Annotated in this window: 22 protein-coding genes; 11 read left to right on the top strand and 11 right to left on the bottom strand. The window is 40.6% G+C overall.

Translation table 11 applies throughout. From position 1 onward, the window contains the following. Positions 1 to 41 precede the first annotated feature (41 nt). Positions 42 to 1,568, bottom strand: a complete 1,527-nt coding sequence (locus tag B9T23_RS02625; RefSeq protein WP_067721886.1) for a fumarate hydratase — start codon at positions 1,566 to 1,568, stop codon at positions 42 to 44. A gap of 638 nt (positions 1,569 to 2,206) precedes the next feature. Here B9T23_RS02625 and B9T23_RS02620 point away from each other — a divergent pair. Together B9T23_RS02620 and B9T23_RS02615 are read left to right on the top strand one after the other, a co-directional pair. After that, positions 2,207 to 2,881, top strand: a complete 675-nt coding sequence (locus B9T23_RS02620) for a class I SAM-dependent methyltransferase (protein ID WP_067721885.1) — start codon at positions 2,207 to 2,209, stop codon at positions 2,879 to 2,881. 214 nt (positions 2,882 to 3,095) lie between these two features. Further along, the gene (locus tag B9T23_RS02615; RefSeq protein ID WP_067721883.1) at positions 3,096 to 3,539 is read left to right on the top strand and encodes a GNAT family N-acetyltransferase; all 444 of its coding nucleotides are present in this window, start codon (positions 3,096 to 3,098) and stop codon (positions 3,537 to 3,539) included. 102 nt (positions 3,540 to 3,641) lie between these two features. Here the strand turns inward: B9T23_RS02615 and pta are convergent, their stop codons facing one another. The 4 genes from pta to B9T23_RS02595 form a co-directional block, all read right to left on the bottom strand. Further along, a complete protein-coding gene (pta, locus tag B9T23_RS02610; RefSeq protein WP_086192888.1) occupies positions 3,642 to 5,783 on the bottom strand; it encodes a phosphate acetyltransferase in 2,142 nt (713 codons plus the stop codon). A gap of 55 nt (positions 5,784 to 5,838) precedes the next feature. Continuing rightward, positions 5,839 to 7,059 (bottom strand): acetate/propionate family kinase, encoded by a 1,221-nt coding sequence (locus tag B9T23_RS02605; RefSeq protein ID WP_086192887.1) that lies wholly within the window; start codon positions 7,057 to 7,059, stop codon positions 5,839 to 5,841. 313 nt (positions 7,060 to 7,372) lie between these two features. After that, the gene (locus B9T23_RS02600; protein WP_086192886.1) at positions 7,373 to 7,774 is read right to left on the bottom strand and encodes a hypothetical protein; all 402 of its coding nucleotides are present in this window, start codon (positions 7,772 to 7,774) and stop codon (positions 7,373 to 7,375) included. A gap of 122 nt (positions 7,775 to 7,896) precedes the next feature. After that, positions 7,897 to 9,162 carry a glutamate-5-semialdehyde dehydrogenase gene (locus tag B9T23_RS02595; RefSeq protein WP_086192885.1) on the bottom strand — a complete coding sequence of 422 codons (1,266 nt, stop codon included), beginning with the start codon at positions 9,160 to 9,162 and terminating at the stop codon, positions 7,897 to 7,899. Between the two features lie 302 nt (positions 9,163 to 9,464). On the opposite strand from B9T23_RS02595, the gene B9T23_RS02590 reads away from it, so the two are divergent. Next, on the top strand, positions 9,465 to 10,796 hold the full coding sequence (locus tag B9T23_RS02590; protein ID WP_086192884.1) for an alpha/beta fold hydrolase: 1,332 nt from the start codon (positions 9,465 to 9,467) through the stop codon (positions 10,794 to 10,796). Between the two features lie 28 nt (positions 10,797 to 10,824). Here B9T23_RS02590 and B9T23_RS02585 read toward each other — a convergent pair whose 3' ends face one another. Beyond that, the gene (locus tag B9T23_RS02585; RefSeq protein WP_086192883.1) at positions 10,825 to 11,685 is read right to left on the bottom strand and encodes a class I SAM-dependent methyltransferase; all 861 of its coding nucleotides are present in this window, start codon (positions 11,683 to 11,685) and stop codon (positions 10,825 to 10,827) included. A 182-nt stretch (positions 11,686 to 11,867) separates the two neighbouring features. After that, on the bottom strand, positions 11,868 to 12,890 hold the full coding sequence (gene nagZ, locus B9T23_RS02580; RefSeq protein WP_086192882.1) for a beta-N-acetylhexosaminidase: 1,023 nt from the start codon (positions 12,888 to 12,890) through the stop codon (positions 11,868 to 11,870). 200 nt (positions 12,891 to 13,090) lie between these two features. Here nagZ and B9T23_RS02575 point away from each other — a divergent pair, with 200 nt between their 5' ends. The 8 genes from B9T23_RS02575 to B9T23_RS02540 all read left to right on the top strand — a co-directional run bounded on the left by B9T23_RS02575 (position 13,091) and on the right by B9T23_RS02540 (position 24,221). Then, positions 13,091 to 15,289, top strand: a complete 2,199-nt coding sequence (locus tag B9T23_RS02575; protein ID WP_067721870.1) for a carboxy terminal-processing peptidase — start codon at positions 13,091 to 13,093, stop codon at positions 15,287 to 15,289. A gap of 481 nt (positions 15,290 to 15,770) precedes the next feature. Then, positions 15,771 to 17,840 carry a putative bifunctional diguanylate cyclase/phosphodiesterase gene (locus B9T23_RS02570; protein WP_086192881.1) on the top strand — a complete coding sequence of 690 codons (2,070 nt, stop codon included), beginning with the start codon at positions 15,771 to 15,773 and terminating at the stop codon, positions 17,838 to 17,840. A gap of 124 nt (positions 17,841 to 17,964) precedes the next feature. Beyond that, complete coding sequence (locus B9T23_RS02565; RefSeq protein ID WP_086192880.1) at positions 17,965 to 19,557, top strand: peptide chain release factor 3; 1,593 nt, start codon at positions 17,965 to 17,967, stop codon at positions 19,555 to 19,557. A 94-nt stretch (positions 19,558 to 19,651) separates the two neighbouring features. Next, positions 19,652 to 20,476 carry a hypothetical protein gene (locus B9T23_RS02560; protein ID WP_086192879.1) on the top strand — a complete coding sequence of 275 codons (825 nt, stop codon included), beginning with the start codon at positions 19,652 to 19,654 and terminating at the stop codon, positions 20,474 to 20,476. Between the two features lie 68 nt (positions 20,477 to 20,544). Continuing rightward, positions 20,545 to 21,522, top strand: coding sequence for an RsiV family protein (locus B9T23_RS02555; protein WP_086192878.1), 978 nt, complete (start codon positions 20,545 to 20,547; stop codon positions 21,520 to 21,522). After that, entirely contained in the window at positions 21,522 to 22,343 is an 822-nt protein-coding gene (locus B9T23_RS02550) for a TatD family hydrolase (protein ID WP_086192877.1), read from the top strand. The genes B9T23_RS02555 and B9T23_RS02550 overlap by 1 nt, the downstream gene beginning before the upstream one ends. A 176-nt stretch (positions 22,344 to 22,519) precedes the next feature. Next, positions 22,520 to 23,254 (top strand): Bax inhibitor-1/YccA family protein, encoded by a 735-nt coding sequence (locus tag B9T23_RS02545; protein ID WP_067721860.1) that lies wholly within the window; start codon positions 22,520 to 22,522, stop codon positions 23,252 to 23,254. A 160-nt stretch (positions 23,255 to 23,414) separates the two neighbouring features. Next, positions 23,415 to 24,221 carry an enoyl-ACP reductase FabI gene (locus B9T23_RS02540; RefSeq protein WP_086192876.1) on the top strand — a complete coding sequence of 269 codons (807 nt, stop codon included), beginning with the start codon at positions 23,415 to 23,417 and terminating at the stop codon, positions 24,219 to 24,221. A 146-nt stretch (positions 24,222 to 24,367) separates the two neighbouring features. On the opposite strand, the gene secB is transcribed toward B9T23_RS02540, so the two are convergent. The 4 genes from secB to rsgA all read right to left on the bottom strand — a co-directional run bounded on the left by secB (position 24,368) and on the right by rsgA (position 26,697). Next, complete coding sequence (gene secB / locus B9T23_RS02535; RefSeq protein WP_067721857.1) at positions 24,368 to 24,823, bottom strand: protein-export chaperone SecB; 456 nt, start codon at positions 24,821 to 24,823, stop codon at positions 24,368 to 24,370. A gap of 38 nt (positions 24,824 to 24,861) precedes the next feature. Beyond that, positions 24,862 to 25,116, bottom strand: a complete 255-nt coding sequence (gene grxC, locus B9T23_RS02530; RefSeq protein WP_067721855.1) for a glutaredoxin 3 — start codon at positions 25,114 to 25,116, stop codon at positions 24,862 to 24,864. A gap of 21 nt (positions 25,117 to 25,137) precedes the next feature. Continuing rightward, positions 25,138 to 25,545, bottom strand: coding sequence for a rhodanese-like domain-containing protein (locus B9T23_RS02525; RefSeq protein WP_067721853.1), 408 nt, complete (start codon positions 25,543 to 25,545; stop codon positions 25,138 to 25,140). A 93-nt stretch (positions 25,546 to 25,638) separates the two neighbouring features. After that, complete coding sequence (gene rsgA / locus B9T23_RS02520) at positions 25,639 to 26,697, bottom strand: small ribosomal subunit biogenesis GTPase RsgA (RefSeq protein ID WP_086192875.1); 1,059 nt, start codon at positions 26,695 to 26,697, stop codon at positions 25,639 to 25,641. Positions 26,698 to 26,756 lie beyond the last annotated feature (59 nt).

Here is a 26,756-nt window from a genome sequence, read left to right as displayed (position 1 = left end):
AAAAAAAGCACCCGAATGGGTGCTTTTTTTATTTTGGAAAATTAAACCGCAGCAGCATCAACCACTGGAATTTTACCAATTTTCGCTTGCCAGATTTTCGGAGCAGTTGCATGAATAGATGTACCATTCACGTCTACTGCAACAGATACAGGCATATCTTCAACCACAAATTTGTAGATTGCTTCCATACCAAGGTCTGCAAATGCAACCACTTCAGCTTGACGAACAGCTTTAGATACGAGGTAAGCAGCGCCACCTACAGCCATCAAGTAAGTCGCTTTGTTGTCTTTAATCGCTTCAATAGCCGTAGGACCACGTTCCGCTTTACCAATCATACCGAACAAGCCAGTATGTTCTAAAACTTGACGGGTAAATTTGTCCATACGTGTAGCAGTTGTTGGACCTGCAGGACCAACGACTTCGTCGCCCACTGGATCAACAGGGCCAACGTAGTAAATGAATTTACCTTTAAGATCGACAGGTAATTCTTCACCGTTGTTGATCATGTCAACCATACGTTTGTGCGCAGCATCACGACCGGTATAGATTGTACCGTTAAGAAGTAATGTGTCACCTGGTTGCCAAGAGTTCATTTCTTCTTGAGTGATGTTGTCTAGGTCAACACGTTTAGAAGTAGAAGAATCCCAAGTTACCGCTGGGTAGTCAGAAAGTTTAGGCGCTTGAATATGCGCAATACCTGAACCATCTAACTGGAAGTGTGCATGACGTGTTGCAGCACAGTTTGGAATCATACCGACTGGTTTGCCCGCAGCGTGGCAAGGGTAGTCTTTGATCTTGATATCAAGAACTGTGGTTAAACCACCAAGACCTTGCGCGCCAATACCCAAAGCATTTACTTTTTCGAAGATCTCGATACGGAGTTCTTCCATTTTGCTTTGTGGTCCACGACGAAGCAATTCGTCCATATTGATTTCTTCCATCAATGCTTCTTTTGCAAGCATCATGGCTTTTTCAGCAGTACCACCAATACCGATACCGAGCATACCAGGAGGACACCAGCCTGCACCCATGGTTGGAACAGTTTTAAGTACCCAATCCACGATTGAATCAGATGGATTCAACATTGCAAGTTTAGATTTGTTTTCTGAACCGCCACCCTTAGCAGCAACAGTAATGTCTACTTTGTTACCTGGTACGAGTTTGTAGTGGATCACAGCAGGAGTGTTGTCTTTGGTATTTTTACGGCCAAATGCAGGATCAGCTAAAACTGATGCGCGAAGAATGTTCGAGTTTTCTAAATAACCCTGACGTACACCTTCGTTAATTGCATCGTCTAAGCTCATCGTTAAATCAAATTTAACGTCTAAACCAACTTCAAGAAATACGTTAACAATCCCGGTATCCTGGCAGATCGGGCGGTGGCCTTCTGCACACATACGAGAGTTAATTAAGATTTGTGCAATAGCATCTTTTGCGGCTTTGTTCTCTTCACGATCATAGGCACGACTCATCGCTTGGATGAAGTCTTGTGGATGATAGTAAGAAATGAACTGAAGCGCATCTTTTACTGATGTGATCAAGTCATCTTGCTTGATAATAGTTGTCATATCAAATATCTCTTGAGCGGGCTGTTAGCTAGCGGGCTAAATTATAAGATAAAAAGCAAGTTTTGTGGGCATTTTGACTGCTTTTTGGCCGAAAGTTTAATAGCAAATTTCAACTCAAGTGAACGGTCATTTTTGTGAGGATTTCTGTCATAAATATGACAAAAGGCTGTCATATTTCAGTGTAAATATGACATTTAAAGCATCAATTAAAATATTTTGAACTTATTTTTAGTATTAAGTTATTGAAATTATTAATTAATATTATTATTTCAAGTTGTATTAAATATGACGAAATTGTCATAAAGTTGTCATAAAACTTTTACATAATGAGCTAGATCAAATCTAGAGTGTTATAAGTGTATGATTACTACAGTAGTTTCAGTCGTTGGTTTCTCTTTATATATCGCAGCGACATGGTTTTACGGTCAAAAAGAAGATCAGGCTTAAGCTCTATCTTCTTTTTTTTGCTTTAAATTTTATCAAAATAAAAACATTCTGAATCTTCAAATCTTCAAATCTTCAAATCTTCAAATCTTCAAATCTTCAAATCTTCAAATCTTCAAATCTTCAAATCTTCAAATCTTCAAATCTGGATCTAAATTTGCGTATACTATTTTAAAAATACTAAGCCTTTGATAATGAAAGATCAGTCTGAACTTGCGCAAAATATTATTGAAATCTATAAAAAACATGCACGTGCCTGGACAGAATTGCGTGGTCAATTCCTTTATGAAAAAGCATGGCTCGATCATTTTCTTTCACTCCTTCTAGAACATTCAACAATCCTTGATTTAGGCTGTGGTTCAGCGAAACCTATTGCAGCCTATTTAATTGCACAAGGTCATCCAGTGGTGGGTGTCGATAGTTCTGCTGTCATGATTGAAATGGCGCAAGAAAACTTTCCTGAACAGAGCTGGATTCAGGCAGACATGCGTCAGATGGATTTAGGGCAAAAGTTCCAAGGCATTTTAGCGTGGGATAGTTTTTTTCATTTGACTCAAGATGATCAGCGTGCAATGTTTTCGATATTCCAAAAACATGCCCAACCGGGAGTAGTATTGATGTTCACTAGCGGGCCAAGCCATGGTGAAGCAATAGGAGATCTGTTTGGCGATGCTTTATATCATTCCAGTTTGTCGCAAGAAGAATATCGAGCTTTATTGAAACAGCATGGTTTTAAAGTGGTAAAGATGATCGCCGAAGACAAGGAGTGTGCAGGACATACAGTATGGTTGGCAAAGAAAATTGATGAAGAAATTCTAAATAAAAATGTGGAACATAGAAAATCATTAAAAAAGCCCAATCAGGGGTGATTGGGCTTTTCAATATGCATTAAATAAATGATTTATATCAGAATAAAATCTGCATTTCGTATAAGGTGTATTATGTTGATTTTAGAAAAAATAAAGAATGAATATTAGATATTCTTCTCAAGGGTAACCTCTACATCATTACTGATTTTACTTTTTAAATTTCAATGATTAAAATTTTAATCATATTTAATAATTAGTAAAAGGTCATATAGCAGTGGAATATGCAGTAGTAGAAAATATCAGAATAACAGATGATAAAAATGAGATAGATCTAGACACAGTTCATCAATTCTTAACAACTACATATTGGTCTAAAGACATTCCCAAAGAAGTAGTTCAGAAAGCAATTAAACATTCATTATCTGTTGGATTATTACTTGACGATCAACTAATAGGCTTTGGTCGAGCAATTACAGACTATGCAACGTTTGCTTATCTTGCGGATATTTATGTTGGGGCTGAATTTCGTGGTAAAGGCTATTCTAAAATAATCATAAAAGCATTATTAGATAAAAGTGGATCAGAAGAATTAAGAAGAATTCTTTTAGCAACTGCTGATGCTCATGGTCTATATCGTAAATTTGATTTCACTAATTTAGCTAAACCTGAAAATTTTTTGGAAATAAATAGACCGAAAATATATCAACAAACAAATTAAAATCTATTCCATTTAATATGTATGATGGCGGTTATGTGAAATCCACATAAAAAAACCACCCAATTTTTCAATCAGATGGTTTGGAAAACTTAAATTTAAGGATTATTGAGCAGCTTGCTGTTCCGCCTGAATCGCAGTTAAAGCAATCGTGAACACGATGTCATCCACTAATGCACCACGAGACAAGTCATTCACAGGTTTGTTTAAACCTTGCAGCATTGGTCCTACACTCACCACATTCGCAGCACGTTGTACGGCTTTGTAGGTTGTGTTACCGGTATTTAAGTCAGGGAAAATAAATACATTGGCACGGCCTGCAACAGGAGAACCCGGTGCTTTCGATTGACCAACACTTTCAACCGATGCCGCGTCATATTGTAATGGACCATCAATCAGCAAATCAGGGCGACGCTCTTTGGCAATCCGTGTTGCTTCAGCCACTTTCTCTACATCTGCGCCCGTACCAGAAGTACCGGTTGAGTAAGAAATCATGGCAATGCGCGGGTCAATACCAAAGGCTTTTGCTGAATCCGCAGATTGAATTGCAATTTCAGCCAGCTGTTCAGCATCAGGATCTGGGTTGATTGCACAGTCACCGTAAACGTAGACTTCATCTGGCAACAACATAAAGAACACAGAGGATACCAGTGAATAATCCGGTGCAGTCTTAATCAGCTGGAATGCAGGGCGAACCGTATTGGCTGTGGTGTGTACTGCACCTGATACCAGTCCATCGACTTGATCAAGTGCTAGCATCATCGTACCTAAAACAACCGTATCTTGCAGTTGTTCACGTGCTTGTAGTTCGTTAATTTTACCTTTACGTAGTTCAACCATTTTAGGCACGTAGTTTTCACGAATCAGATCAGGATCGATAATTTCAAGATCATGCGGTAATTCGATATTACGAGCTTTGGCAACCTCAATCACAATTTCAGGTTTCGCCAATAAAACACAGTGTGCGATACCACGCGATTGACAAATAGCAGCTGCTTGAATGGTACGTGGCTCATCACCTTCAGGCAGGACAATACGTTTTTTCGCCGCCATTGATTTTTGAACCAATTCATGGCGGAAAGCAGAAGGAGATAAACGTGGTTTGTATGAACCATTCAGGATTTGTACAAGCCAATCCAGATTAATGTGACTGGATACGAAACGCGTCACCTGTTCTGCACGTTCAGTATCATCGACTGGAATTTCATTACTTAAATTTGAAAGGCTTTGAGCAGTTTCAAAGGTACTTAATGGCGTATGCAGAATCGGTAGGCCATTTTTAATCGCAGACTGGCAGAATGCTAAAACGCTTGCATTCGGTTCATGGTGCTCAGTCAATACTAATCCTGCTAAAGGAATACCATTGCAACTTGCCAAGCTACTTGCCAATAAAACATCAATACGGTCAGATGCGCTAATGATCAATTCACCAGCCACAAATTTATTCAATTCATGTTCAATATTTGAAGCAATTAAACTGCTGTGTAACACACGACGCTGTGATGCTTCACCCTGATTAATCCATTCTGCTGAAATATGTGCTGCCAGATCAGATATGCGCGGAACACTCAGGGTGCTACTGAACGGCACTAAACCAATCACAGGAAGATTTTCAGAACCAATATGTGCATGGGTTTTTTGAATCGCTGCAACAAATTTATTAGTGTCGCTAATCAAGCGCAGGCTTGGATCAAGCGTGACAGGAATTTGTTCAGAATCTTCTGGCAAACCTTTGGTACGCATAAATAACACACCGGCAGTGCGGTCACTGGCAGCACCGCCTAAATGGCGTAATTGTGTATCCACTTTGTCCGCAGTCGCTACAGGGTTATTCACATCTGCATTGCTCACCACAATCACTTGGGCATCTAGGGCTTTCGCTAAAGTTGCATTAAATTCTGATGCAAAAGCGTCACGGCTGGTAGGAACCAAGCCTTCTACAATAATGACATCATGCTGTTTTGCAATTTGGCGATGCAGGCGTACAGCTTCTTCAAGTAACTCGTCATTTTCACCCAGACTTAGTCGCTGGATGAGATTTTCATAAGCAATCGGTTCAACCGTTTCGCTATTCGATAAATGACGATACAGCGCTGTTGTGCCATCTATTGGTTGATTTTTTTCTTGTGAAAAAGGTTTAAGAAAACCGGCTTTCACACCTTGGCATTCCAAAGCGTAAACTAAGCCTAGACTGGCTGAAGTTAATCCTACGCCTTCCCCGGTTGGAACTAATAAAATTGTTTTCATAGCTTGATTCTAAATAAAAGGATTCAATGATGAGCATCATAAAATGTGCGATGGCTTAAGCCATCGCAACATTGGTTTCAAACTTTTTTGCAGCGGCTTGACTCACCTCATTCACAACGTGCTCAGTTTCTTGCGCAATGCGACCTTCTTCATCGGTAGGAACAACCCAGATTTGAGGACCTGTACCGGCATCGATACGACCTTCCGTTCCGCGTTTCAAATTGTCGTTTTGTTCTTTGTTTAATTTGAAACCGAAATGAGGTAAGTAAGCCATGGTTTTTTCGCGTATATAAGCCGAGTTTTCGCCAATACCACCGGTAAAGAACAGACCATCAAGACGTGGCAAGCCACAGCTTAAAGCAGCCAGAGATTTAGCGAGACGGTAGCAGAATACTTCAATAGCAATCGTGGCATCTTCATTGCCTTGTTCTGATGCTTCAATCAGGGTACGCATGTCATTTGAAAGATTGTCTGATAAACCGAGCAAACCACTTTCTTTGTTAAGCATCTTGTCAATTTTATAGAGATCCCAGCCAAGGTTAGCAGCTAAGAAGCTATGCAAACTTGGATCGACATCACCGCTACGGGTGCCCATAACAATGCCTTCAAGTGGGGTTAGACCCATAGAGGTATCCACACTTTGACCATTCCAAATGGCACAGGTCGAGCTACCGTTACCAAGGTGAGCTGTGAGCCATCCACCTTGTTTGAAGCTGCCAGCCAGTTCTGAACCGCGTTCAGATACATAGGCGTGACTGGTTCCGTGGAAGCCATAACGACGCACATTGTGTTCGGTATATAAAAATTTTGGCAAAGCGTAACGAAAAGCGTGTTCCGGCATGGTTTGGTGGAATGCGGTATCAAATACGGCTACTTGGGGTAAGTCCGGGAAAAGACGTGTGGTGGCTTCAATACCGACTAAATGCGCAGGGTTGTGTAGCGGTGCCAGTGGCGTCGCTGCACGAATTTTTTCAATAATGTCGTCAGTCAGTAATTCAGCTTTGGTGAGCGTGCCGCCATGTACAATACGGTGACCGATGGCATCAGGTTTATAGTTGGCTAGACGCGCCAAACCGACTTCAAGTGCTTCTTTATGATCAGCATTGGGAATACGAATATCAACAGGTTCATTGCCTACCGTCACACCTTTAATCCGCGCTTCAGGTGTACCCAAGTTTTCAGCCAAACCATGGATGCGGAATTCTTGATCTTCAAGCAATAATGCAAATTTAATCGATGAAGAGCCGCAATTGATGACCAGTACTGATTTAGGCATGACGTATTCCTTAACTGAAAATTATCGTACTTGAATTGTTGTATTACCCCTGATCGTTGATATTCATTTTGCTAGGCATCATCCGATCTGTTTAATAGTTGTACCATGTAGCTTTTTATAGCCACAAGCTAGACTTTAGGAGATTAGACTTAAGCACTATCGACCAGTAACACAATAATAATTAAAATTTATCAGCTGATAGTTTTCATTTATTAATAAAATAGTACTTAATCGTAAACTGTATCGTCTGTATGAATTATAAACATAGCATGGACGATCAATTTTGAGCAGAATGTAAGCGTGGTTTTAATACTTAGTTTCGATACTTTATTTCTGACCAGCGTACGATCACATAAGCAATCAGTGCAACCATAAAAAACACCAGCATCATCCAGGCCAAGCCTTGCAAGGTTTCAATAATCGTCCGATAAATTTCCAGTACCCAGCGTTCCTGTGTCAGCTCAATGACAATTTTTTTGTCATTATCGGTATAGGTGAGGGGGGTGATGTATTTTTCCATATCGTAAATACGAATGCCGGAAGATGTCCCCACGACCATGCCTGCAAATTTAGTGTATTTTGCCCATGCTTCATGAATCGGATCGTTAATAATTCGAGCCAGAATTTGATTAATAGAATTAGAAAAAATTTTCATTACGGCAAAGGAAACCAGTAATGCCAATACAAATGTGCAGATCATTAAATAATAAAACATCGCATTTTCCCTTTTATGGTTATTTTTATCATCTTATGAAATTTAGCTGAGAGATATTGTAGTGGCTATGTTCAGCCTCATTTTTGAAGCTGAACACGGAATGCTTTTATTCATTTCAGGATTTATTGGCGAATTTGACCATCACCAAACACCACCCATTTTTGCGAAGTCAGACCTTCCAGACCCACAGGACCACGGGCATGAATCTTGTCAGTTGAAATGCCAATTTCTGCACCTAAACCATATTCAAAACCATCTGCAAAACGTGTAGACGCATTGATCATCACCGAGCTTGAATCAACACGTGCGAGGAATTGGCGAGCAAGACTATAGTTTTCAGTAATGATGGCATCAGTATGATGTGAACCATATTTGTTGATATGTTCAATCGCTTCATCAATACCACTCACGACTTTAACCGCCAAAATTGGACCTAAATATTCGGTGTACCAATCTTCTTCACTGGCAGGTTTCACAGTTGAACCTAGTATGCGCTGTGTTTCGCGGCAGCCGCGTAGTTCAACCTGTTTTTCTGCATAGAGTTCAGCAATGTTAGGCAAGAATTCTTCAGCAACTTTCTCATCCACCAACAAGGTTTCCATGGCATTACATACGCCATAACGATGCGTTTTGGCATTCAGCGCAATCGGTAAAGCTTTTTGCAAATCGGCTTGTGCTTCAACAAAAACATGGCAGTTGCCATCCAGGTGTTTAATCACCGGAATACGTGCTTCGTTACTTACACGTTCAATCAGCCCTTTACCGCCACGTGGAACAATCACATCCACATATTCAGACATGGTAATCAGATGACCGACAGCAGCACGGTCAGCCGTGTTAATCACCTGTACTGAAGTTTCAGGTAAACCTGAAGCTTTTAAACCATGTTGAATCGCTTCAGCAATGGCTTTATTCGATTGCAGTGCTTCAGAACCACCACGCAAAATAATGGCATTTCCTGATTTTAACGCCAGAGATGCAGCTTCAAGGGTCACATTCGGGCGTGATTCATAAATCATGCCGACCACGCCTAAAGGTACACGCATTTTACCGAGCTGAATTCCGGAAGGGCGGAAGGCTAAATCGGTGATTTCCCCAATAGGGTCAACCAGGCTCATCACATCTTTTAAGCCATGCAGCATGCCTTTAAAGCGTGTGGGAGTGAGTTCTAAGCGATCAAGTAATGCACTGTCCAAATTGTTGTTACGACCTTTGGTCATATCAATTTGGTTCGCAGCTAAAATTGCAGCTTCACTGTCTTCTAAAGCAGTGTAAATTGCAGATAAAGCATTGTTTTTTGTTTGGGTAGAAGCGCTTGCTAACACGCGAGAAGCTTGGCGTGCCTGTTGTCCTACCGTTTGCATATATTGTTCAATTGAATCTTGCATAGCGGTTGATCACTTAGAAATTACACCTTCGATAGTAACAGTCTGGAACAAGACAATGAAGCATCTATCTGGAAAAAATATTTGAAACTTTTCAAGCTATTCATATTTTGAAATTCTTTAGTTTGTAAATTTAGATGAGTGGTCATGGAATAAGTTGCGTGTTAAATCATCCTCTGTATAGAATAAAAAATAGTGACATTGATGTCTGATAATTAAAGCAAATGAATGGATGCAGTACAGAGCAGAAATTCTATATTTATTTTCTTGCAAAATAACAATAAGGCAGGAATGGAGGAAGGGATATGAATTCCATGATCCAAATGGACTCGGAAGTACAAGAATCAAACACGAGTTTTGGCTTTTTTGATCTTTACCATAGAAACAGTTTTAAAGCGCCTGCACGTACAACGTGGATCAATGGCTGGAAAATTGAATATATGGCGATTACTCAACCTGAAACGATTCACAATACTCCAATCGTCATCATTGGCGGGGCATTTCAAAATTTCAACTCTTATAAATATTGTGTTGAACAATTGCTCAGTGCAGGTCCAATCATCCTCATTGATTTACCGTCTATGGGCGCGAATCAACAAATTACCAATCGTGATACCGGTGTTTCTGCAGGAACTTTGGAATTGCCGGATTTGGCACGTATGCTCGGTGAATGGCTGGATATAGAAAATTTGTCCAAAGTTTCGGTCATGGGGATGTCGCTAGGTTCAGTAGTCGCTTCAGGCTTGGCACATCAACGCCCTGAATTGATTGACCGTATGATTCTGATGGGTGTGATGCAAAAAACCCGTAAAAGCTGGCGCATGTTGCTGGAAGAGTCTTTGCATTTAATGAAAGAACAACGCATGGACGAGTTTGGCCAAGCGGTAATTTTGTATTTGGTCAATCATGCCAAAATTGATCAAACCCGCATGTCACCCACTGCGAAACGTTTATTCTTTAAACAGATGGCTGAGTTTACTGCAACCGAGCAAGATCGCTATGAAATTAACTGTAGCCGTTTACTGCGTTTAACGGATGTGCCTATTCCTGAATGTAAAGTACTGGTGGCTTGTGGGCAATATGACAGTTTTACCTTGCCACATGAAAATGCAAATTTTGCCTTGCAATGTCCAGACATGGAATTTGCAATGATTGCCAATGCAGATCATGTACCGCAATTACAGCGCCGTAAGGAAACCATGAGTTTGTTTGCAACTTTCTTGCAAGGTCAATCAATTCACACTGTGGAAGGGATTATCCCGATGACACGTGCGCAATTGCTGACCTTAGAACGTCGTGGTGAAGAACGTATTGCGGTACAAAGCCCAATGACTATATTGACCCATCGTCATTCAGAGTTGCAATTGCCCACTCATATTATTGATCTAAACTTCTTTGGGGTTTTACTTGAATTTGCTGAAGGTCTAACTGCAAAAGCGGAGCAATATCCACGTGATTTGGCTTTGCATTTGGAAGATGAAGAAGGTCAATTCAAGATTGAATGTTTGATTTTTGAGGTCGATGCAACACAAATTCGCACCTTATTTAAACATGGCAGTTTTGAATTGGCAGAACGTTTATTGCGTTATGTACAACGACAAAAAGAAGCGATGCTGGTACTAGAATCAGTGAGTTAAGCGCTTCCTTGCCAGGATGGAAACAGCGTTATTTAACGCTGTTTTTTTTGCTCGCATGAATCATCCAGACCAAATCCCCCAGGTGTTCATCGCTAGGTGATTCATTCGTCGGCTGGTCTTGAAAATACTGTTTAGGTTGAACAACAGTGATATTTTCAAAACCTGCTTGCTGGAAAAAGTCTTGCGCTTGTTGAGGATTAATAAAATGGAAACTAAACGCGCTACGTGACATCCATTTCAGTAATTTACTGCTTGCCCAAATAAAATTAGCCAATTTATTTTTTACCGGTTCCGGATAAATATCAGTCAGGTAATGCAGTTCTTTAAAGTCCTGACCGTAATGTGTAATCGCTTGCAGCAATTGCAATAGCATGTCTTTATTAAAGTAATTAATTAGTCCTTCACTAATCACCACCAATGGGCGAGTTGAGTCAAATACTTGAAAAGCTTGCTCAAAATCTGCAGTGAATAAATCAACCGATAAAACTTCAGGGCTATTCACATCGATTTGTTTCAAGGCTTGAGTTTTGACTTTTGCCATACCGGGTAAATCAAGTTCACGATAATCGATATTGGGGTGTTTTTGTCGAAAGTTCCAACCGCGTGGAGAAAGTCCACTAGCGATTTCAAGGACCTGTAAATCTGGATGTTGCTCGATCAGTTGCGTGAGATGCTGATCAATCATGCGGTGACGTTGTTTTAGCGTGGTACGCATACTGCCACCGACAAATTTTTCAGCCCAACTTTCTAAAGGGTGAACCAATTTGGCGAGCATTTTGCCTTTAGATGTTGCAAAAACCGGGTGTGAAATCCCCATGGTGTACCAAATATAGCCGGTGTAATGTGCAGTAAATGAAATATGTCGATGTTCTGAAAGCGGTTGTGTCATGTCATCCTGACCTGTATGTTTTTGTAGTTTTGAATATATAAGTGAGTGTTTGATAGGCTTCTTATATAGCTGATTCGTATCTTTTAAAAGTTAATATCAGCAAATATCTACAAGAAGTCTATGACTTTCTTTTTAATTATCATAAAGAAAAAGGAACACCTTGTCGTGTTCCTTTTGTCGCATTAATTAAATGATTTTTTAAAGTTTTCGATATTATCTCGAACTTTTTTCCATTCATCACCTAAGTTAAGCGTTTCATCTACGGTAATCTGTGGGATCTGTCCACGCATGCGTTCCAGACGTTTTTGATTCGGTAAAGCTAAGTCACGAATACCTTCTAAAGCAAGACAAGCCGCTGAACGGTCGTTACAGACTAAGCCCATATCACAACCGGCTTTGAGTGCAGCCTGAATACGTGCATCAGCGCCACCGGCTACACAGGCAGCTTGCATGGTTAAGTCATCTGAGAAAAGCACGCCATCAAAGTTTAACTCTTGACGTAAGATGTTTTGAATCCAGTAAGGTGAGAAACCGGCAGGGTTGGGGTCGACCTGATCGTAAATCACATGCGCTGGCATGAGTGCATCCAGTTGCGGCATCAGCTGAATAAACGTCTGCATATCCTTGTTGTAGATTTCGTCATAAGAACGTGAATCTACAGGTGCTGCCACATGCGAATCCGCTTTGACTGAACCATGACCCGGGAAATGTTTGCCTGTATTGGCCATGCCTGCACGTTTCATTCCTTTTAAAAATGCACTTGCAAGCGGGACAATATCCTGAATATTTTTGGCAAAGCCACGGTCGCCAATTACATCACTGACATCATTTAAGTCCAATACTGGTGCAAAGCTAAAGTCGATGCCAACAGCGAGGACTTCGGTTGCCATAAGCCAACCACTTTGCTCAGCTAAATCAACCGCTTTTTCAGGTTCGGTGAGATAGAGTTCGCCTAAACGACCCATTGCAGGAAGTAAGCTAAAGCCCTGTTTTAAGCGTTGTACGCGACCGCCTTCCTGATCCACGGCAATTAAAATATCGGGTCTGATACGACGCATATGATCGGTTAAAGCACGAACTTGTTGTGGCGATTTTATATTTCGTGAAAATAAAATCATGCCACCTACTTGCGGTGTTCGTAATAGTTCAATATCTTCTTGAGTAAGTTCTGTGCCAGCGATGTCTAGCATCAATGCGCCAATCATATCGGTGTCCGTGTTGGAATTTTATAAAGAAAAAACAATACCCGAATTTTGCAATGATTTGCTACATTTTGACAGTACAGAATATGATAAAACTACACGACATACACATATTAAGTTGTTTAAGATTTTGAATATACTGCATTCATGTTGAAAAATGACGCTGGAATATTGGTCAAAGACCAAGGAATTACGAATTATTTATGAAACTTCAGACATTAGCTTGTGCAGTTGCAATTGCGACTGGAGGGTTTTTCTTTACTCATGTAGTAAACGAGGCAATTGCTGCAAATACGACTGTTGCAGTTTCTCAATCTATACAGCCAACGCAAGAACAAGCGCTTGTATCGCGCCAATTGGCGACGTTGGTTGACCGTCAGCATTACCTAAATCAACGTTTAGATGCCGCGACCTCTAATCGAATTCTTGATTTTTATCTAGATAGCCTAGATGCAGATCATTCATTATTTTTAGCACCTGAAGTTGAACAATATAAGAAAAATTATGGTGCCAATTTTGGTGCTGCGCTAAAAGCCGGGGATTTATCCGGTCCATATTTGATTCATGCCCAATATCGTGAACGTTTAAAACAGTTTTATGAGTTCATGTTGGCTGAGTTGAAAAAGCCGCAAAACTTGAAACAAACTAATGTCTATATTGATACCGATCGCGAAAAAGCACCTTATTTCAAATCTGCAGCAGAGCAACGCGCACATTGGCAAAAAATGCTGGTGTCGCAACTCATCAACTTAAACATTAGTAAAGAAGAAGAGTCTGCGAAGCAGAAAGCATTAAAAGCTGATCCAGCTTTAGCCAATGGTCAGGATTTAGCCAGTCCCGAAGATTTAACGCCTGTTCAAACCTTGACCAAGCGTTATACCCGTCAACTTGAACGAATTACCCGCGTTAAAAGTGACGATGTCTTGGACAAAACTTTAAATGCGATGATGTTGACCTATGATCCGCACAGTAACTATTTCCCGCCTGTAGATGCAATGGAGTTGAATCGTCAAACCACCTTGCAATTAGAGGGGATTGGGGTTTCGATTCGTCCAGAACGCGGTAATGAAGATTACACCAAGATTGAAACCATTGTCGAAGGTGGTCCAGCCAGTAAATCAGGTCAGATTAAATCAGGCGATCGCATTATCGGTGTTGCACAAGACGGCGAAAAAATGGTCGATGTCATCGGCTGGGCAAGTAACGAAGTAGTGGGTTTAATCCGTGGTAAGCGCGGAACCAAAGTCAGCCTACGTTTACTGGGTGCCGGTGCATCCATGAGTCAGGCGCGGACTGTGAGCTTGGTTCGTGATGTAATTCAGGAAGAAGATGCCGGTGTACGTTCACGTACGGTTGATATTAAGCGTGATGGTAAAAACTATACTTTCGGTGTGATTGAAATCCCATCGTTCTATCTGAACTATCGTGCGCGCCGTGCAGGTACGGATTATCGCTCGGTTTCTGAAGACACCAACAACGCTTTAAAAGCTTTGGCTGCGAAAAATGTGACCGGGATTATTATTGATTTACGTAATAACCCGGGCGGTTCACTTGAAGAAGTGGCGCGCATGCTGGGTCAGGTGATCAAGTCAGGTCCAGTGGTGCAAATTCGTGATGGTAATGGCAATGTCAGCGTGTTTGAAGATGATGATGGCGGGGCACAAACTTATGCAGGTCCACTTGCAGTCATGGTGAACTTGGCATCAGCATCTGCTAGTGAAATTTATTCTGCGGCTATTCAGGATTATGAACGCGGTATCGTGATTGGTAGTACCACTACAGGTAAAGGTACAGCCCAAGTTCAACTGGATACTCTGGCGCATGGTCAAGCCACCTTAACGCAACGAAAGTTCTATCGTGTCACGGGTGGTAGTACCCAAAATAAAGGCGTAGTGCCTGACATCAAACTGGTCGATATCTACAACGAAGAGTTTGGTGAGCGTAAAGCCAAGAATGCCTTGAAATGGGATACTATTCCAACTGCACCATTTAAGCGTGAAGGTTCTGTACAACCGTATGTGCAAAACCTGGCACAAATGTCGCAACAACGCGTAGTGGCTGATCCGCAATTTAAATATTTAGAACAACGCAAAGCGATTGCTAAAAAAACCGAAGAGCAAAAACGTGTGGTTCTTGATATTGATCAGCGTAAAGCGGAGTTAAATGCACTGGAACAGAAAACTTTAGAGGCAGAAAATCAGCGTCGTGCGGTGACAGGTCAAAAGCCTTATGCCAATTGGGAAAGCTACCAGGCTTCTATGGATGCATTGATTGAGTCACGTGCAAAAATGAAGGCAACTCAACGACCTTATTTACCTGAAGAAGAAGCGTTTGTCACAGAATCTGCCAATATTTTATTGGATTACGCGAAATTACAGTCTGGTAAAGCGACTGCAAACTAAGCTTACTCATTACACGTTACTCCTTTAAATATCCAAAAAACCAGTCAGGTCAGCTGACTGGTTTTTTATTTGTCTGTGTATTGGTGGTTTTGAATTTGAAATAGTCTCCTTTCAAATAACGGGCTATACAACAAAATGTAATGCATCCGATTGGACTTTTGCTTGTCATTGGCAACCAGATTTTTTATTAGCGCTGAATTTTATGGAGAAACATATTGAATGCCTTGAACAGCTGGAAATATGACTGGTGTAGGGATAATGATCAAAAGTTTGATCTATCTTTGATTAATTAAATAAATAAATTAGTAATAAAAATGAATAGAGTAATAATCACTTGACCAAAATAGAATAGTATTAGATGCTTGTTTTAATTGATTGTTTTTATAAGTACTCTTTAATGAACGAAAAGCTTTTGTGAAAGGATAAATGGTATTAATAACGTGGATTAAAACAAGAAAGATAACCTATACGGAAGCTTAATATGGCTCATATACATTATGATTTTAGCCTCGTGGTAGGTTCAGTTATTGTTGCTGTTTTGGCCTGTTATTTTGCAGTGTCGATTGAACAATCATTATTCCGAGGCTTACGTCAGAAATATGAAAAAATTCTTCTTGTTATAAGTGGTTGCATGTTGGGTGCTGCAATTTGGTGTATGCACTTTATGGGCATGCTCGCCTGCCATTTACCTGCTAGCTACTCTTTTGACTATGGACTTACTTTCCTTTCTTATGTGATCGCGTTTATTGCTGCTACCTTTGCTGTTTGGCTAACGACCCGTGCAACCTTACCATTTTTACGTCTTGTCTTAGGCGCGGTACTGATGGGCTTAGGCATCGCTGGGATGCACTATACCGGGATGCTGGGTTTGGTCGTTGATCAACATCAAATTTATTATGATCCGCGCTTAACCATTTTTTCAGTCTTGATCGCCATTATTGGTTCTGGTTTAACGTTTTGGCTGACCTTTAAATATAAAAAGGCAGTACATAAATTGCTGCATATTAAAACCTCTATTGTTTTCATGATGGCACTTACCATTGTGGGTATGCACTATACTGGTATGGCCTCTGCCGCTTTTTATGCTATTGATGCGAATCAACTGGTTTCGAATTATAAAACTGGAGAAGGGTTAATTTTATTTAGCGTAATCTTTGTAAGCAGTTTAATCCTGGTTGCTGCATTTACAGTAGCTGTATTAGAACTACGCTTGGAAGCGCGCAATAAACAGCTTTCTAAAGCCAATCGTGAGCTTGCCAATCAAGCAGTCCAAGATAATTTAACCAAGTTGCCGAATCGTTTATTCCTGGCTGAATATTCACATTTGCTATTTACTGAGCATCGTTATCGAGATGATAAAATTGCATTTCTTTATATTGATTTAGATCGCTTTAAGGCAGTGAATGATGTATTTGGTCATCATGTTGGTGATCAATTGTTGGTGCAACTCGCTACACGCATTCAGCGCATACTCGCCGAAAAGGAAAAACTTCTTCGTATCGGCAGCGATGAATTTTTGATGGTACTCGAAAGAGCAAGCATTGAACAGGCGATCGAAAAGTCAGAAAAAGTATTAAGGCTGATCCAAGACAGTTTCTTGATTGCTGGCAAAGAGATTAATATTTCCAGTAGTATTGGCATAGCGATGTATCCCGATCATGGCAATAATTTACAAGATTTGCTGATCAATGCCGATGCTGCAATGTTGATGTCTAAATATCAGGGCAGAAATACCTATTCGGTGTTTAATTACAGTGTTGATCAACAGGAAGCCAAAAGCCAGACCAAACTGATCAATGATTTGTACAAAGCGGTTGAAGAACGACAGTTTATTCTATTTTATCAACCCAAATTTACCACTAAAAGCCATGAAATTTGTGGTGTCGAAGCACTGATCCGTTGGAATCATCCCAGTTTGGGACTGTTGACCCCGAATATGTTTATCGATGGTGCTGAAAAAACCGGACTCATTATTCAAATGGGCTATTGGGCACTCGAGCAAGCCTGCAAGCAGATTCAAATTTGGGAACAAAATGATTCAAATTATTTCCCGCTAGCGGTGAATTTATCGGCGGTACAGTTTGAACATAAGCATTTATTTTCAACCCTTGAGCGCTTATTCGATAAATATCAAATTAATCCCAATCATTTAGCCATTGAAATTACTGAATCTACCGCGATGCATCATATTGATGCCAGTATTCGGAGTTTTGAGCGCCTGCGTCAGATGGGCATTAAACTGGCCATTGATGACTTCGGGACTGGGCATTCCAGTTTCTTGTATTTAAAGAACTTGCCTGTGGATGAATTGAAAATAGATCGAGAGTTTATTCGTGATCTGTCCGTGGGTTCAAAAGATGAAATTATTTTAGAAAGTATTATCAAATTAGCCATTAAATTGGGTTTGGTGGTCACTGCAGAAGGGGTGGAAACGCCATCGCAGGCAGACATCCTGACCCGTTTAGGTTGCCAGCAATTGCAAGGATATCTGTTAGGAATGCCAGTGAATGTTGATCGATTGGAAGAGAGCAAATACGCGCTGCCTATTTAAGATTGGTAAACTTTGAACAAGTTTAGTTCATTTCAAAAGTTTGATGATCTGCTACAATATCGCCAAATTTTTATATTGATCAGTTCTGATCTTTTACACTGCCATTCTGCAGTAGGTATCTTTCATGAGTTTTAAAGACGAATTAGCGGCACAGGTCGCGAAGCGACGGACGTTCGCAATTATTTCCCACCCCGATGCTGGTAAAACCACCATGACAGAAAAACTGTTGTTATGGGGTAAAGCGATTCAGGTTGCCGGGATGGTCAAAAGCCGTAAGTCAGACCGTGCTGCAACTTCTGACTGGATGGAAATGGAAAAAGAACGTGGTATTTCCATCACCACCTCGGTTATGCAGTTTCCTTATAAAAATCAAGTCATTAACTTGCTTGACACCCCGGGACATGAAGACTTCTCGGAAGATACTTACCGTACTTTAACTGCGGTTGACTCTGCGCTGATGGTGATTGACGGTGCAAAAGGGGTCGAAGATCGTACCATTAAATTAATGGAAGTGTGTCGTATGCGCGATACACCGATCATTTCTTTTGTCAACAAAATGGACCGTGAAATCCGCGAGCCGTTAGAGTTACTCGACGAAATTGAAAACGTATTGAAAATCCGTTGCGTGCCACTGACCTGGCCAATGGGTACAGGACGTGATTTCGCCGGTGTTTATAATCTTTTAGAAGAAAAATTTTACGTCTACAAAGCAGGTTTTGGTTCAACCATTACCGACATTGAAATTCGTGATGGTTATGATTATCCAGACTTGCGTGAAAAAGTTGGTGATCTTGCTTTTGCTGCTTTTGAAGAATCTTTGGAACTGGTGCAAATGGCCAATGATCCGATTGATCGTGAGCTATTTTTACAAGGTAAACAAACCCCAGTCTTGTTTGGTACCGCTTTGGGTAACTTTGCGGTGGATCATGTTTTAGATGCTTTCATTAAGTGGGCACCTGAACCTAAGGCGCATCCAACCAAAGAACGTACTGTAGAAGCAACCGAAGAAGGTTTCACCGGCTTCGTATTTAAAATTCAGGCCAATATGGATCCAAAACATCGTGACCGTATTGCATTCATGCGAATCTGCTCAGGTAAATATGAGAAAGGTTTAAAAATGAATCATGTCCGTCTGGGTAAAGATGTACGGATTAGTGATGCATTAACTTTCTTGGCCGGTGAACGTGAACAGCTCGAAGAAGCTTGGCCAGGTGACATCATTGGTTTGCATAACCACGGCACCATTCAAATCGGTGATGCTTTTTCATCGGGTGAAAATGTTCATTTCACCGGTATTCCGCACTTTGCGCCAGAAATGTTCCGTCGTGTACGTTTAAGAGATCCGCTAAAATCCAAGCAGCTACAAAAAGGTTTGAAAGAGCTTTCTGAAGAGGGTGCGACTCAGGTGTTTATGCCACAAATCAGTAATGACTTGATTGTAGGGGCGGTTGGTGTGCTTCAGTTTGAAGTGGTGGCGTACCGATTGAAAGAAGAATACAAAGTTGACTGTGTATACGAGCCTGTAAACATTAATACTGTACGTTGGGTTTCATGTGATGATGAAAAGAAATTCAACGAATTTAAGAAAAAGGCGCATGACCAACTCTCCATTGATGGCGGCGGTCATTTGACTTACCTGGCGCCAAGTCGTGTCAACTTGCAATTAATGCAAGAGCGTTATCCGGATATTCAATTCCGTGCTACACGCGAACACTAAACATAACGAAAAATAAAACAGCTTCTTTATGAAGCTGTTTTATTATGTAAAATCATTCATATAAATGAATCACTTTAAAAAAAGAGTTGTGAGCATGAACGGGAAAATAGTGGGTGCATCAGTGATCGCCATTGGTCTGATACTCAGTGCTTGCGATGCTTCAAAAAAAGAACAACCAGACCCATCACATGAAAAGTCTGAAACTTCTGTATTAAAAACAGAAAAAGCAGAAGTTTTGCCGTATTTAAATATTCAAGAACAAGATGCAAAAATTGCTTTGCCCTTTTGTGAAACCAAAAATTGTATTGATCTGAGTATTCAAACAGTCCATACCGAAGATGTCTGGTTAAATGACTGGATTGCGAAAAGCCAGGCATTGGTGATTCAAGATCAAATCGGCATGAAACAAAATATGAGCCTGCAACAAGCCATCAATGCTTATGTAAAAAAGTCGGATGCATGGCAGGCTGAATTTTCCAAAAATAAAGCTTATGAGCTCTCTATGTATACCCGAATTGCCTATCAGCGTAATCAATATGTGTTGATGCAATTAGGTGTAGATACCAACCAAGAAGGCATTAAGGTTAAAGAACGTTATTACTTCTTTGTAGCCGATCGTAAAAAACAGCAAGCAGTCACTTTATTGGATGTGATTGAACCGAAACAGCAAAACAGTATGAACAGCATTGTGCAACAAGCTTATCAAAAATGGTTAAAAGAACAAACGGCTGAAGTGAAGCAGAAAGCGCCGAAAAAACTGTATTGGGGACAAGCCGACTGGTTCTTTGATCAGGAAGGGATTGGTTTACATTATCGTACCCATGAAATTGTTGCAGATGGAGCACAACTGGATATTTATTTAACCAAAGAACAAACGCAACAGTTATTGAAAGTTGATGTGTATCAGCATATGTTCTAGTTATCTATTTTAAATACAGACATCTAACAGAAGTCACGTTACCCGATTTAAAGTTATAGGTCAGCCTCATGTTAAAAAATAAAACAATATTTACCATCAGTATTCTTGCGTCAGCGATTGCATTGAGTGCATGTCAGCCTAAACAGACCGAATCTAACCAGGATCAAACGCCAGCATCTGAAGCGGTTCAAGCTGAAGTATTAAAATTGGCAGGGGATTCTGAAAAGTTAACTTTAGATTTGCCTGAGTGTGATGGCAATAGTTGTCCTGAAATTTCGATAGAACGTCTTTCCAGTAATCAGGCTTTTATTGATGAATTTATTGACCAGAAAATTTTAAAACAATTGGATCATATTTTAGATATTTCTCCAAAGTTGGCAAAAGAAAATCAACAGGCAACAACAGCAGAAAATCCGAAAGCTTCAAAAGCTCAGGATCAAGCTGCTGAACAAGCTGCATCAGTAGCTATTGAAACGCCAAAGCAAAAACTGGAACAACAAGTTGCACCTTATTTAGTGAATTTCTTGTCATTGGATAAGGAATTGAAGGCTTTAAGCGCCAATCATCAAATCAGCTTGATGATCAAGCCGAAAATTTTAAATGCAGACGTGCCTTTGGCGACGGTTGTTTTGAATTCGAGTAGTTATTTGGGTGGGGCACATGGTTCATCATCACAGCGCTACTATAACTTTGACTTGGAAAAGAAAAAACAGGTTGAACTGAATGATATTTTAGTGCCAAATCAAAAAGCGGCTTTGGAAAAGAAAGCGCATGAAGTATTTAAAACCTGGGTGATTGAATCCAAGTTGGCAAATAGCGTTGAAGAATATGAACAGGCATGGAAATTCACCTTATCAGATAATTTTTATTTATCCAGCCAAGGCTTAATTTTGCAATATGGCGAATATGAAATTGGTCCTTATGTGGTGGGATTGCCACGTTTGACCATTCCTTATGATCAATTGCAAACTGTGCTGAAGAAACAGTATTTACCTCAGGTTGAAGCGCCTGCAAGTACGCCTGCGGCAAATAAAGCTAAACCTTAATGTCTTATCCGCTGTTTGATACCCATACCCATTTTGATGTTCCCGATTTTGATCAGGATCGGGAGAAACTGGCGCATGCTGCAAAAGCAGTGGGGGTGGAACGGTTGATTTTGATTGGTTTTGTGCAATCTCGCTTTAAAGATTTAGTTCAGACTCAGCACTTTTTAAATCAATTGCCGGATGCCCCGCAAAGTTATTTAGCGCCGGGTTTGCATCCTGTTTATATTGAACAGCATCAAGCATCTCACCTTGCAGATTTAGAGCGACTTTTAACAACTGAAGCATGCGTGGCCATTGGTGAAATTGGTCTGGATACATTTTTAAAACAGCACAAGCAAGCAGACATTTTTCAAAAGCAACAAGATTTTTTCTCGGCACAACTTGAATTGGCACAACAATTTGATAAGCCTGTGTTATTACATATTCGTAAATCACATGCTGAAACATTGGCAATTTTGAAGCAGCATCAGTTTAAATTGGGCGGTATTGCCCATGCGTTTAGTGGCGGCATAGAAGAAGCCAAGGCTTTTATTAAACTGGGTTTTAAAATTGGTGTCACCGGGCAGATTACCAATCCCAATGCAAAAAAATTACATGCCGTGGTTCAGGCGATTGGTGCTGAACATTTGGTGTTGGAAACCGATTGTCCCGACATGACACCTTTATGTTGTCAAAGCTCAACGGAGCAGCGAACCCGCAATACCCCGGTCAATTTGCCTTATGTTTTAACTGGCTTGGCACAATCTCTTCATCTTGTACCAGATATTCTTGCCCTACAACTCTGGCAAAATTCACTACATGCTTTACAGCTTGATGCTTAAAAAATGTTATGAAATAACCTTTTATCCATAAATATTGGTATTTAATTTCATCGTTTGCTATGAATATATTTTGTTGAGTCATCCTGTTTTTATGGAATGTTGAAAAGATCCATTTTCTATACTTAAAACCTGTTTATACTATTTTAAAAATCTAAATGAAAAATAATGAGTGAATTATGCAAAGTAATAACCCCATTTTAACCCGGGTGGAAACCCACAGTGATTATAACCAGACCATGACTGTACAAGGCGCAATTCAAAAATCTGTGTTATTGACAGTAATTGCTGCTGCAGTAGGTTTGTCCCTATTTTTTTATAGCTTCATCACCTTAAATTTATCACTGGCCTATGCTGGTGCAATGGTCGGTGCGGTCGGTGGATTGATCTTGGCACTCATTGCGACATTTAAGCCGAAGACAGCACCGGTATTGGCGATTCCTTATGCCTTATTTGAAGGTGCCTTTTTAGGCGGAATTTCGGTGATCTTCCAGGTGAAATTTCCGGGCGTACCTTTACAGGCGTTACTGGCGACCTTTATCACCACCTTGGTGATGTTTGCCTTGTATCGCTTTCAAATTATTCGTGCCACAGAAAAATTTAAAGCCGTGGTTTTGTCAGCCTCCATTGCGATCGCAATTGTCTTTGTGGTGCAAATTGTCATGCGTTTGGCTTTTGGCTCAAGCATTCCTTACATTTTTGAAAGCAATTGGCTCGGGATTGGCTTTGCTGCATTTGTTGCTGTGATTGCCTCTTTAAACCTCATACTCGACTTTGACCTGATTGAATCATCAGCTGCACAATACGCCCCAAAAGCGATGGAATGGTTGTGTGGTATTGCCTTATTAGCGACTTTGGTCTGGATGTATTATTCATTCTTGCGTTTGCTCAGTTTATTACAAGGCGATGATTAATCATCTTAAAAGTAAAATGCATCTAAATAAAAATGCTCCCAGATCCTGGGGGCATTTTTTTATGATTTTTACAGAACATGGTAAAAAAGGCGCATTATGCAATTTCGCAAATGCTCCAGACTTGGCATTATGCTTCTAAATTATTTTGAGTGAGATTCACATGGCACAAGGACTATTGGCGGGTAAGCGCTTTTTAATCGCAGGTGTTGCAAGTAAGTTATCCATTGCATTTGGTATTGCTCAAGCCTTACACCGTGAAGGTGCGGAACTCGCATTTACTTATCCAAATGAAAAATTAAAAAAACGTGTTGATGATTTTGCTGAACAATTTGGTTCAACGCTGGTTTTCCCTTGTGATGTGGCAGTTGATGCTGAAATTGACCAGGCTTTTGCAGATTTGGCAAAACATTGGGATGGTTTGGATGGTGTGGTTCATTCAATCGGTTTCGCACCAGCGCATACTTTGGATGGTGACTTTACCGATGTTACCGACCGTGAGGGTTTTAACATTGCCCACGACATTAGTGCATACAGTTTTGTTGCAATGGCACGTGCTGCGAAACCTTTACTCAAAGTTCGTCAAGGTTGCTTGCTGACGTTGACTTACCAAGGTTCTGAACGTGTGATGCCAAACTACAACGTGATGGGTATGGCTAAAGCCTCATTGGAAGCAGGCGTACGTTATTTAGCGTCAAGCTTGGGTAGCGATGGTATTCGCGTCAATGCTATTTCAGCGGGTCCAATTCGTACACTGGCAGCATCAGGTATTAAATCTTTCCGTAAAATGTTAGATTTAAATGAAAAAGTTGCACCACTTAAACGTAATGTCACAATTGAAGATGTGGGTAATGCAGCATTATTCCTATGCTCGCCTTGGGCAAATGGTATTACTGGCGAAATTATGTATGTTGATGCTGGCTTCAATACAGTCGGTATGAGCGCAGATTTGATGATGGATGGTGAATAAATTCATCTAAAAGCTCCTCCCTTTTTTAAAGGGAGGTTGGGAGGGATTCTGTAATCTCCCCAACCCCTCTTTGATAAAGAGGGGCTTAAACGCCAATAAAAAAGACCGCATATGCGGTCTTTTTTATATGAGGTTGGCTTAAACGATTAAGCCTGACCTTCAGCAGCGGCAACTTGAGCACGTTGCATATTCGCTTCGAATTCAGCATCGAAGTTAATTGGGGTAAGAAGCAATTGCGGGAAGCTTCCTTTAGTTACCATGTCATTTACCGCTTCGCGTAGGAATGGGAACAAAATATTTGGGCAATATGCACCCAAAATATAAGGAAGACGTTCTTCTTCAACGCTATCAACCAAGAAAATCCCTGATTGTGTTACATCAACGATGAATGCAGTTTCACCTGCGTTATTCGCTTGAACAACCACTTGTAATGAAACTTCATAATGTGTCGCATCAATTTTTTCTGCAGCAGAAGACAGATTGATATTTAATTCAGGCTGCCATTCTTTGGTAAATACTTGAGCCCCAGGTACTTCAAAAGAAATATCTTTAGTATAAATACGTTCAAGTGCTAATTGCGGTTGAGCTTGTTGTTCACTCATTTTTTAATCCTTAATATGAGGGTGACTTAATAAAAGTGTTAAGCCAATAATTCGTTGAGTTTTCCTTCACGCTCTAAAGCATAAAGTTGATCAAAACCACCGATAAACTGGTCGTTAATAAAAATTTGTGGAACAGTACGGTGATTGGTGCGTTGCATCAATTCAACACGTACTTCAGGCGCTTCTTTAGATAAATTAATTTCTTTATATGCAACGCCTTTACGCTCAAGAAGTTGTTTTGCGCGAACGCAGTAAGGGCATACAGTCGTTGAATAAATTATTACTTCAGCCATTAATATATCTCCTTAAGCGAATTACTTGCTTTTAATCAGTGGTAAGCCTTGGACTTTCCAGTTGTTGATACCGCCGTCTAAACGGTAGCTATCAGCATGACCCACTTGTTGCAAAGCTGTACCCGCGATTTGACCGAGGTTACAAATAAACACCAGTGGACGATCCGAAGATTTTAACTCTTCAAGATGGCTTGTAATTTGGCTATACGGAATGTTGCGGCTACCGCTGATATGACCTTCACGGAAGTCTTTAGCATCACGTAAATCAATCAGCATGGCATTTTTAGCTTTGACTAAAATACCCAAAGATTGTGGTGAAATCTTACGACCATTGCGTTGTCCTTCTAAAACGAAGAACAAAACGATGAGAACCCCAAGTGTTCCAAACAAGAAGGGGTGATTCCCCATAAATTCCAACCAACGTTCCACAAGTCACCTAAGTACAATTTTAAATTGCGTAGAGTATAGCTCATAAATATGGCGATCAAAATCACCGCTTCAAGGGCTAAGGGTTAAGAAAAACTAATTTTTTTGCTGTGCTTCAGCAATTTCATCGGTTAAACGTAAATAACTGTCTAAACGACGTTGTAAAATTTCACCCGATTGCGCTGCCTGACGCAAAGCACATTGTTTTTCGTGCTTATGGGTACAGTTACGGAACTGGCAATGTCCAAGAAGATTTTCAATTTCAGGAAAACCTTGCTGAACTTTATCTGGGTTTAAATGCCATAAACCAAATTCGCGAATTCCGGGTGAGTCAATCAGTGCTGCACCTTCACCAAAAGCGATTAAACGCGTAGAGGTTGTGGTGTGCTGACCCAGTGCAGAGTTTTCCGAAATGATATTGGTCTTTTGCGCTGCATCTGGAACCATGGCGTTAATCAGCGAGCTTTTTCCGACACCGGACTGTCCCACAAAAGCCACCGTTTCACCAGCCAAACGATTTGCCAGTTCTGATAAATCACCATCAGATTGAGTTTGAATGATTTCATAACCTAAAGCTTGATACTCTTTCATTAGGCTCAAAATCGGATCATTTTCTTTGATTAAATCGGCTTTATTCAGTACCAGTAGCGCGGGAATTTCTGCATCGGCACACGCCACGATATAACGGTCGATTAAGCTTGGCGCAACTTCGGGAAAAGATGCGAACACAATCACAATTAAACTGACATTAGCGGCGACCGGTTTAACTTTATGGTAGCGGTCAGGACGGGTTAGCAGTGATTGACGTGGATGAATCGCAGTAATAATGCCGAGTCCAGTATTTGGATCAGCCTGCCATTTGACACGGTCACCTGTGACCAGTGCTTCTAAATTGGTACGTGTATGACAGCGCCAGACACTGCCGAGTTCAATCGGCTTCCAGAAAGGTTCTGGTTCACCTGCGGGTACTTCAGGTTTGATCGGATGCTCATCAGGCGTTGATAGGGCTTGAACCTCAAGTTGACGACCATAGTGCTGTACCACCAAGCCTTCTAAATCACTTGAAGTGTCGAGTTCTTCTTGACGTGTTTGATGTTGTTTCTGAATGCGACGTTGCTGCTGTTCAGTTAAACGACGTTTACGAATTAAAGCCATTCATATCCTAAAAAAACCATGAACTAAGGATGTCAAAAATAGCATGAAGCGGGGTACGA

It is taken from the genome of Acinetobacter terrae, assembly GCF_002135195.1.
GTDB classification, from domain to species: Bacteria; Pseudomonadota; Gammaproteobacteria; order Pseudomonadales; family Moraxellaceae; genus Acinetobacter; species Acinetobacter terrae.
This window is presented reverse-complemented; position numbering and strand designations above follow the sequence as displayed.

Excerpts from the sequence above, each read along its gene's own strand:
- B9T23_RS02625 (WP_067721886.1), bottom strand. The coding sequence starts at position 1,568 with ATGACAACTATTATCAAGCAAGATGACTTGATCACATCAGTAAAAGAT.
- B9T23_RS02620 (WP_067721885.1), top strand. The coding sequence starts at position 2,207 with ATGAAAGATCAGTCTGAACTTGCGCAAAATATTATTGAAATCTATAAA.
- pta (WP_086192888.1), bottom strand. The coding sequence starts at position 5,783 with ATGAAAACAATTTTATTAGTTCCAACCGGGGAAGGCGTAGGATTAACT.
- B9T23_RS02605 (WP_086192887.1), bottom strand. The coding sequence starts at position 7,059 with ATGCCTAAATCAGTACTGGTCATCAATTGCGGCTCTTCATCGATTAAA.
- B9T23_RS02600 (WP_086192886.1), bottom strand. The coding sequence starts at position 7,774 with ATGTTTTATTATTTAATGATCTGCACATTTGTATTGGCATTACTGGTT.
- B9T23_RS02595 (WP_086192885.1), bottom strand. The coding sequence starts at position 9,162 with ATGCAAGATTCAATTGAACAATATATGCAAACGGTAGGACAACAGGCA.
- B9T23_RS02590 (WP_086192884.1), top strand. The coding sequence starts at position 9,465 with ATGAATTCCATGATCCAAATGGACTCGGAAGTACAAGAATCAAACACG.
- B9T23_RS02585 (WP_086192883.1), bottom strand. The coding sequence starts at position 11,685 with ATGACACAACCGCTTTCAGAACATCGACATATTTCATTTACTGCACAT.
- nagZ (WP_086192882.1), bottom strand. The coding sequence starts at position 12,890 with ATGATTGGCGCATTGATGCTAGACATCGCTGGCACAGAACTTACTCAA.
- B9T23_RS02575 (WP_067721870.1), top strand. The coding sequence starts at position 13,091 with ATGAAACTTCAGACATTAGCTTGTGCAGTTGCAATTGCGACTGGAGGG.
- B9T23_RS02570 (WP_086192881.1), top strand. The coding sequence starts at position 15,771 with ATGGCTCATATACATTATGATTTTAGCCTCGTGGTAGGTTCAGTTATT.
- B9T23_RS02565 (WP_086192880.1), top strand. The coding sequence starts at position 17,965 with ATGAGTTTTAAAGACGAATTAGCGGCACAGGTCGCGAAGCGACGGACG.
- B9T23_RS02560 (WP_086192879.1), top strand. The coding sequence starts at position 19,652 with ATGAACGGGAAAATAGTGGGTGCATCAGTGATCGCCATTGGTCTGATA.
- B9T23_RS02555 (WP_086192878.1), top strand. The coding sequence starts at position 20,545 with ATGTTAAAAAATAAAACAATATTTACCATCAGTATTCTTGCGTCAGCG.
- B9T23_RS02550 (WP_086192877.1), top strand. The coding sequence starts at position 21,522 with ATGTCTTATCCGCTGTTTGATACCCATACCCATTTTGATGTTCCCGAT.
- B9T23_RS02545 (WP_067721860.1), top strand. The coding sequence starts at position 22,520 with ATGCAAAGTAATAACCCCATTTTAACCCGGGTGGAAACCCACAGTGAT.
- B9T23_RS02540 (WP_086192876.1), top strand. The coding sequence starts at position 23,415 with ATGGCACAAGGACTATTGGCGGGTAAGCGCTTTTTAATCGCAGGTGTT.
- secB (WP_067721857.1), bottom strand. The coding sequence starts at position 24,823 with ATGAGTGAACAACAAGCTCAACCGCAATTAGCACTTGAACGTATTTAT.
- grxC (WP_067721855.1), bottom strand. The coding sequence starts at position 25,116 with ATGGCTGAAGTAATAATTTATTCAACGACTGTATGCCCTTACTGCGTT.
- rsgA (WP_086192875.1), bottom strand. The coding sequence starts at position 26,697 with ATGGCTTTAATTCGTAAACGTCGTTTAACTGAACAGCAGCAACGTCGC.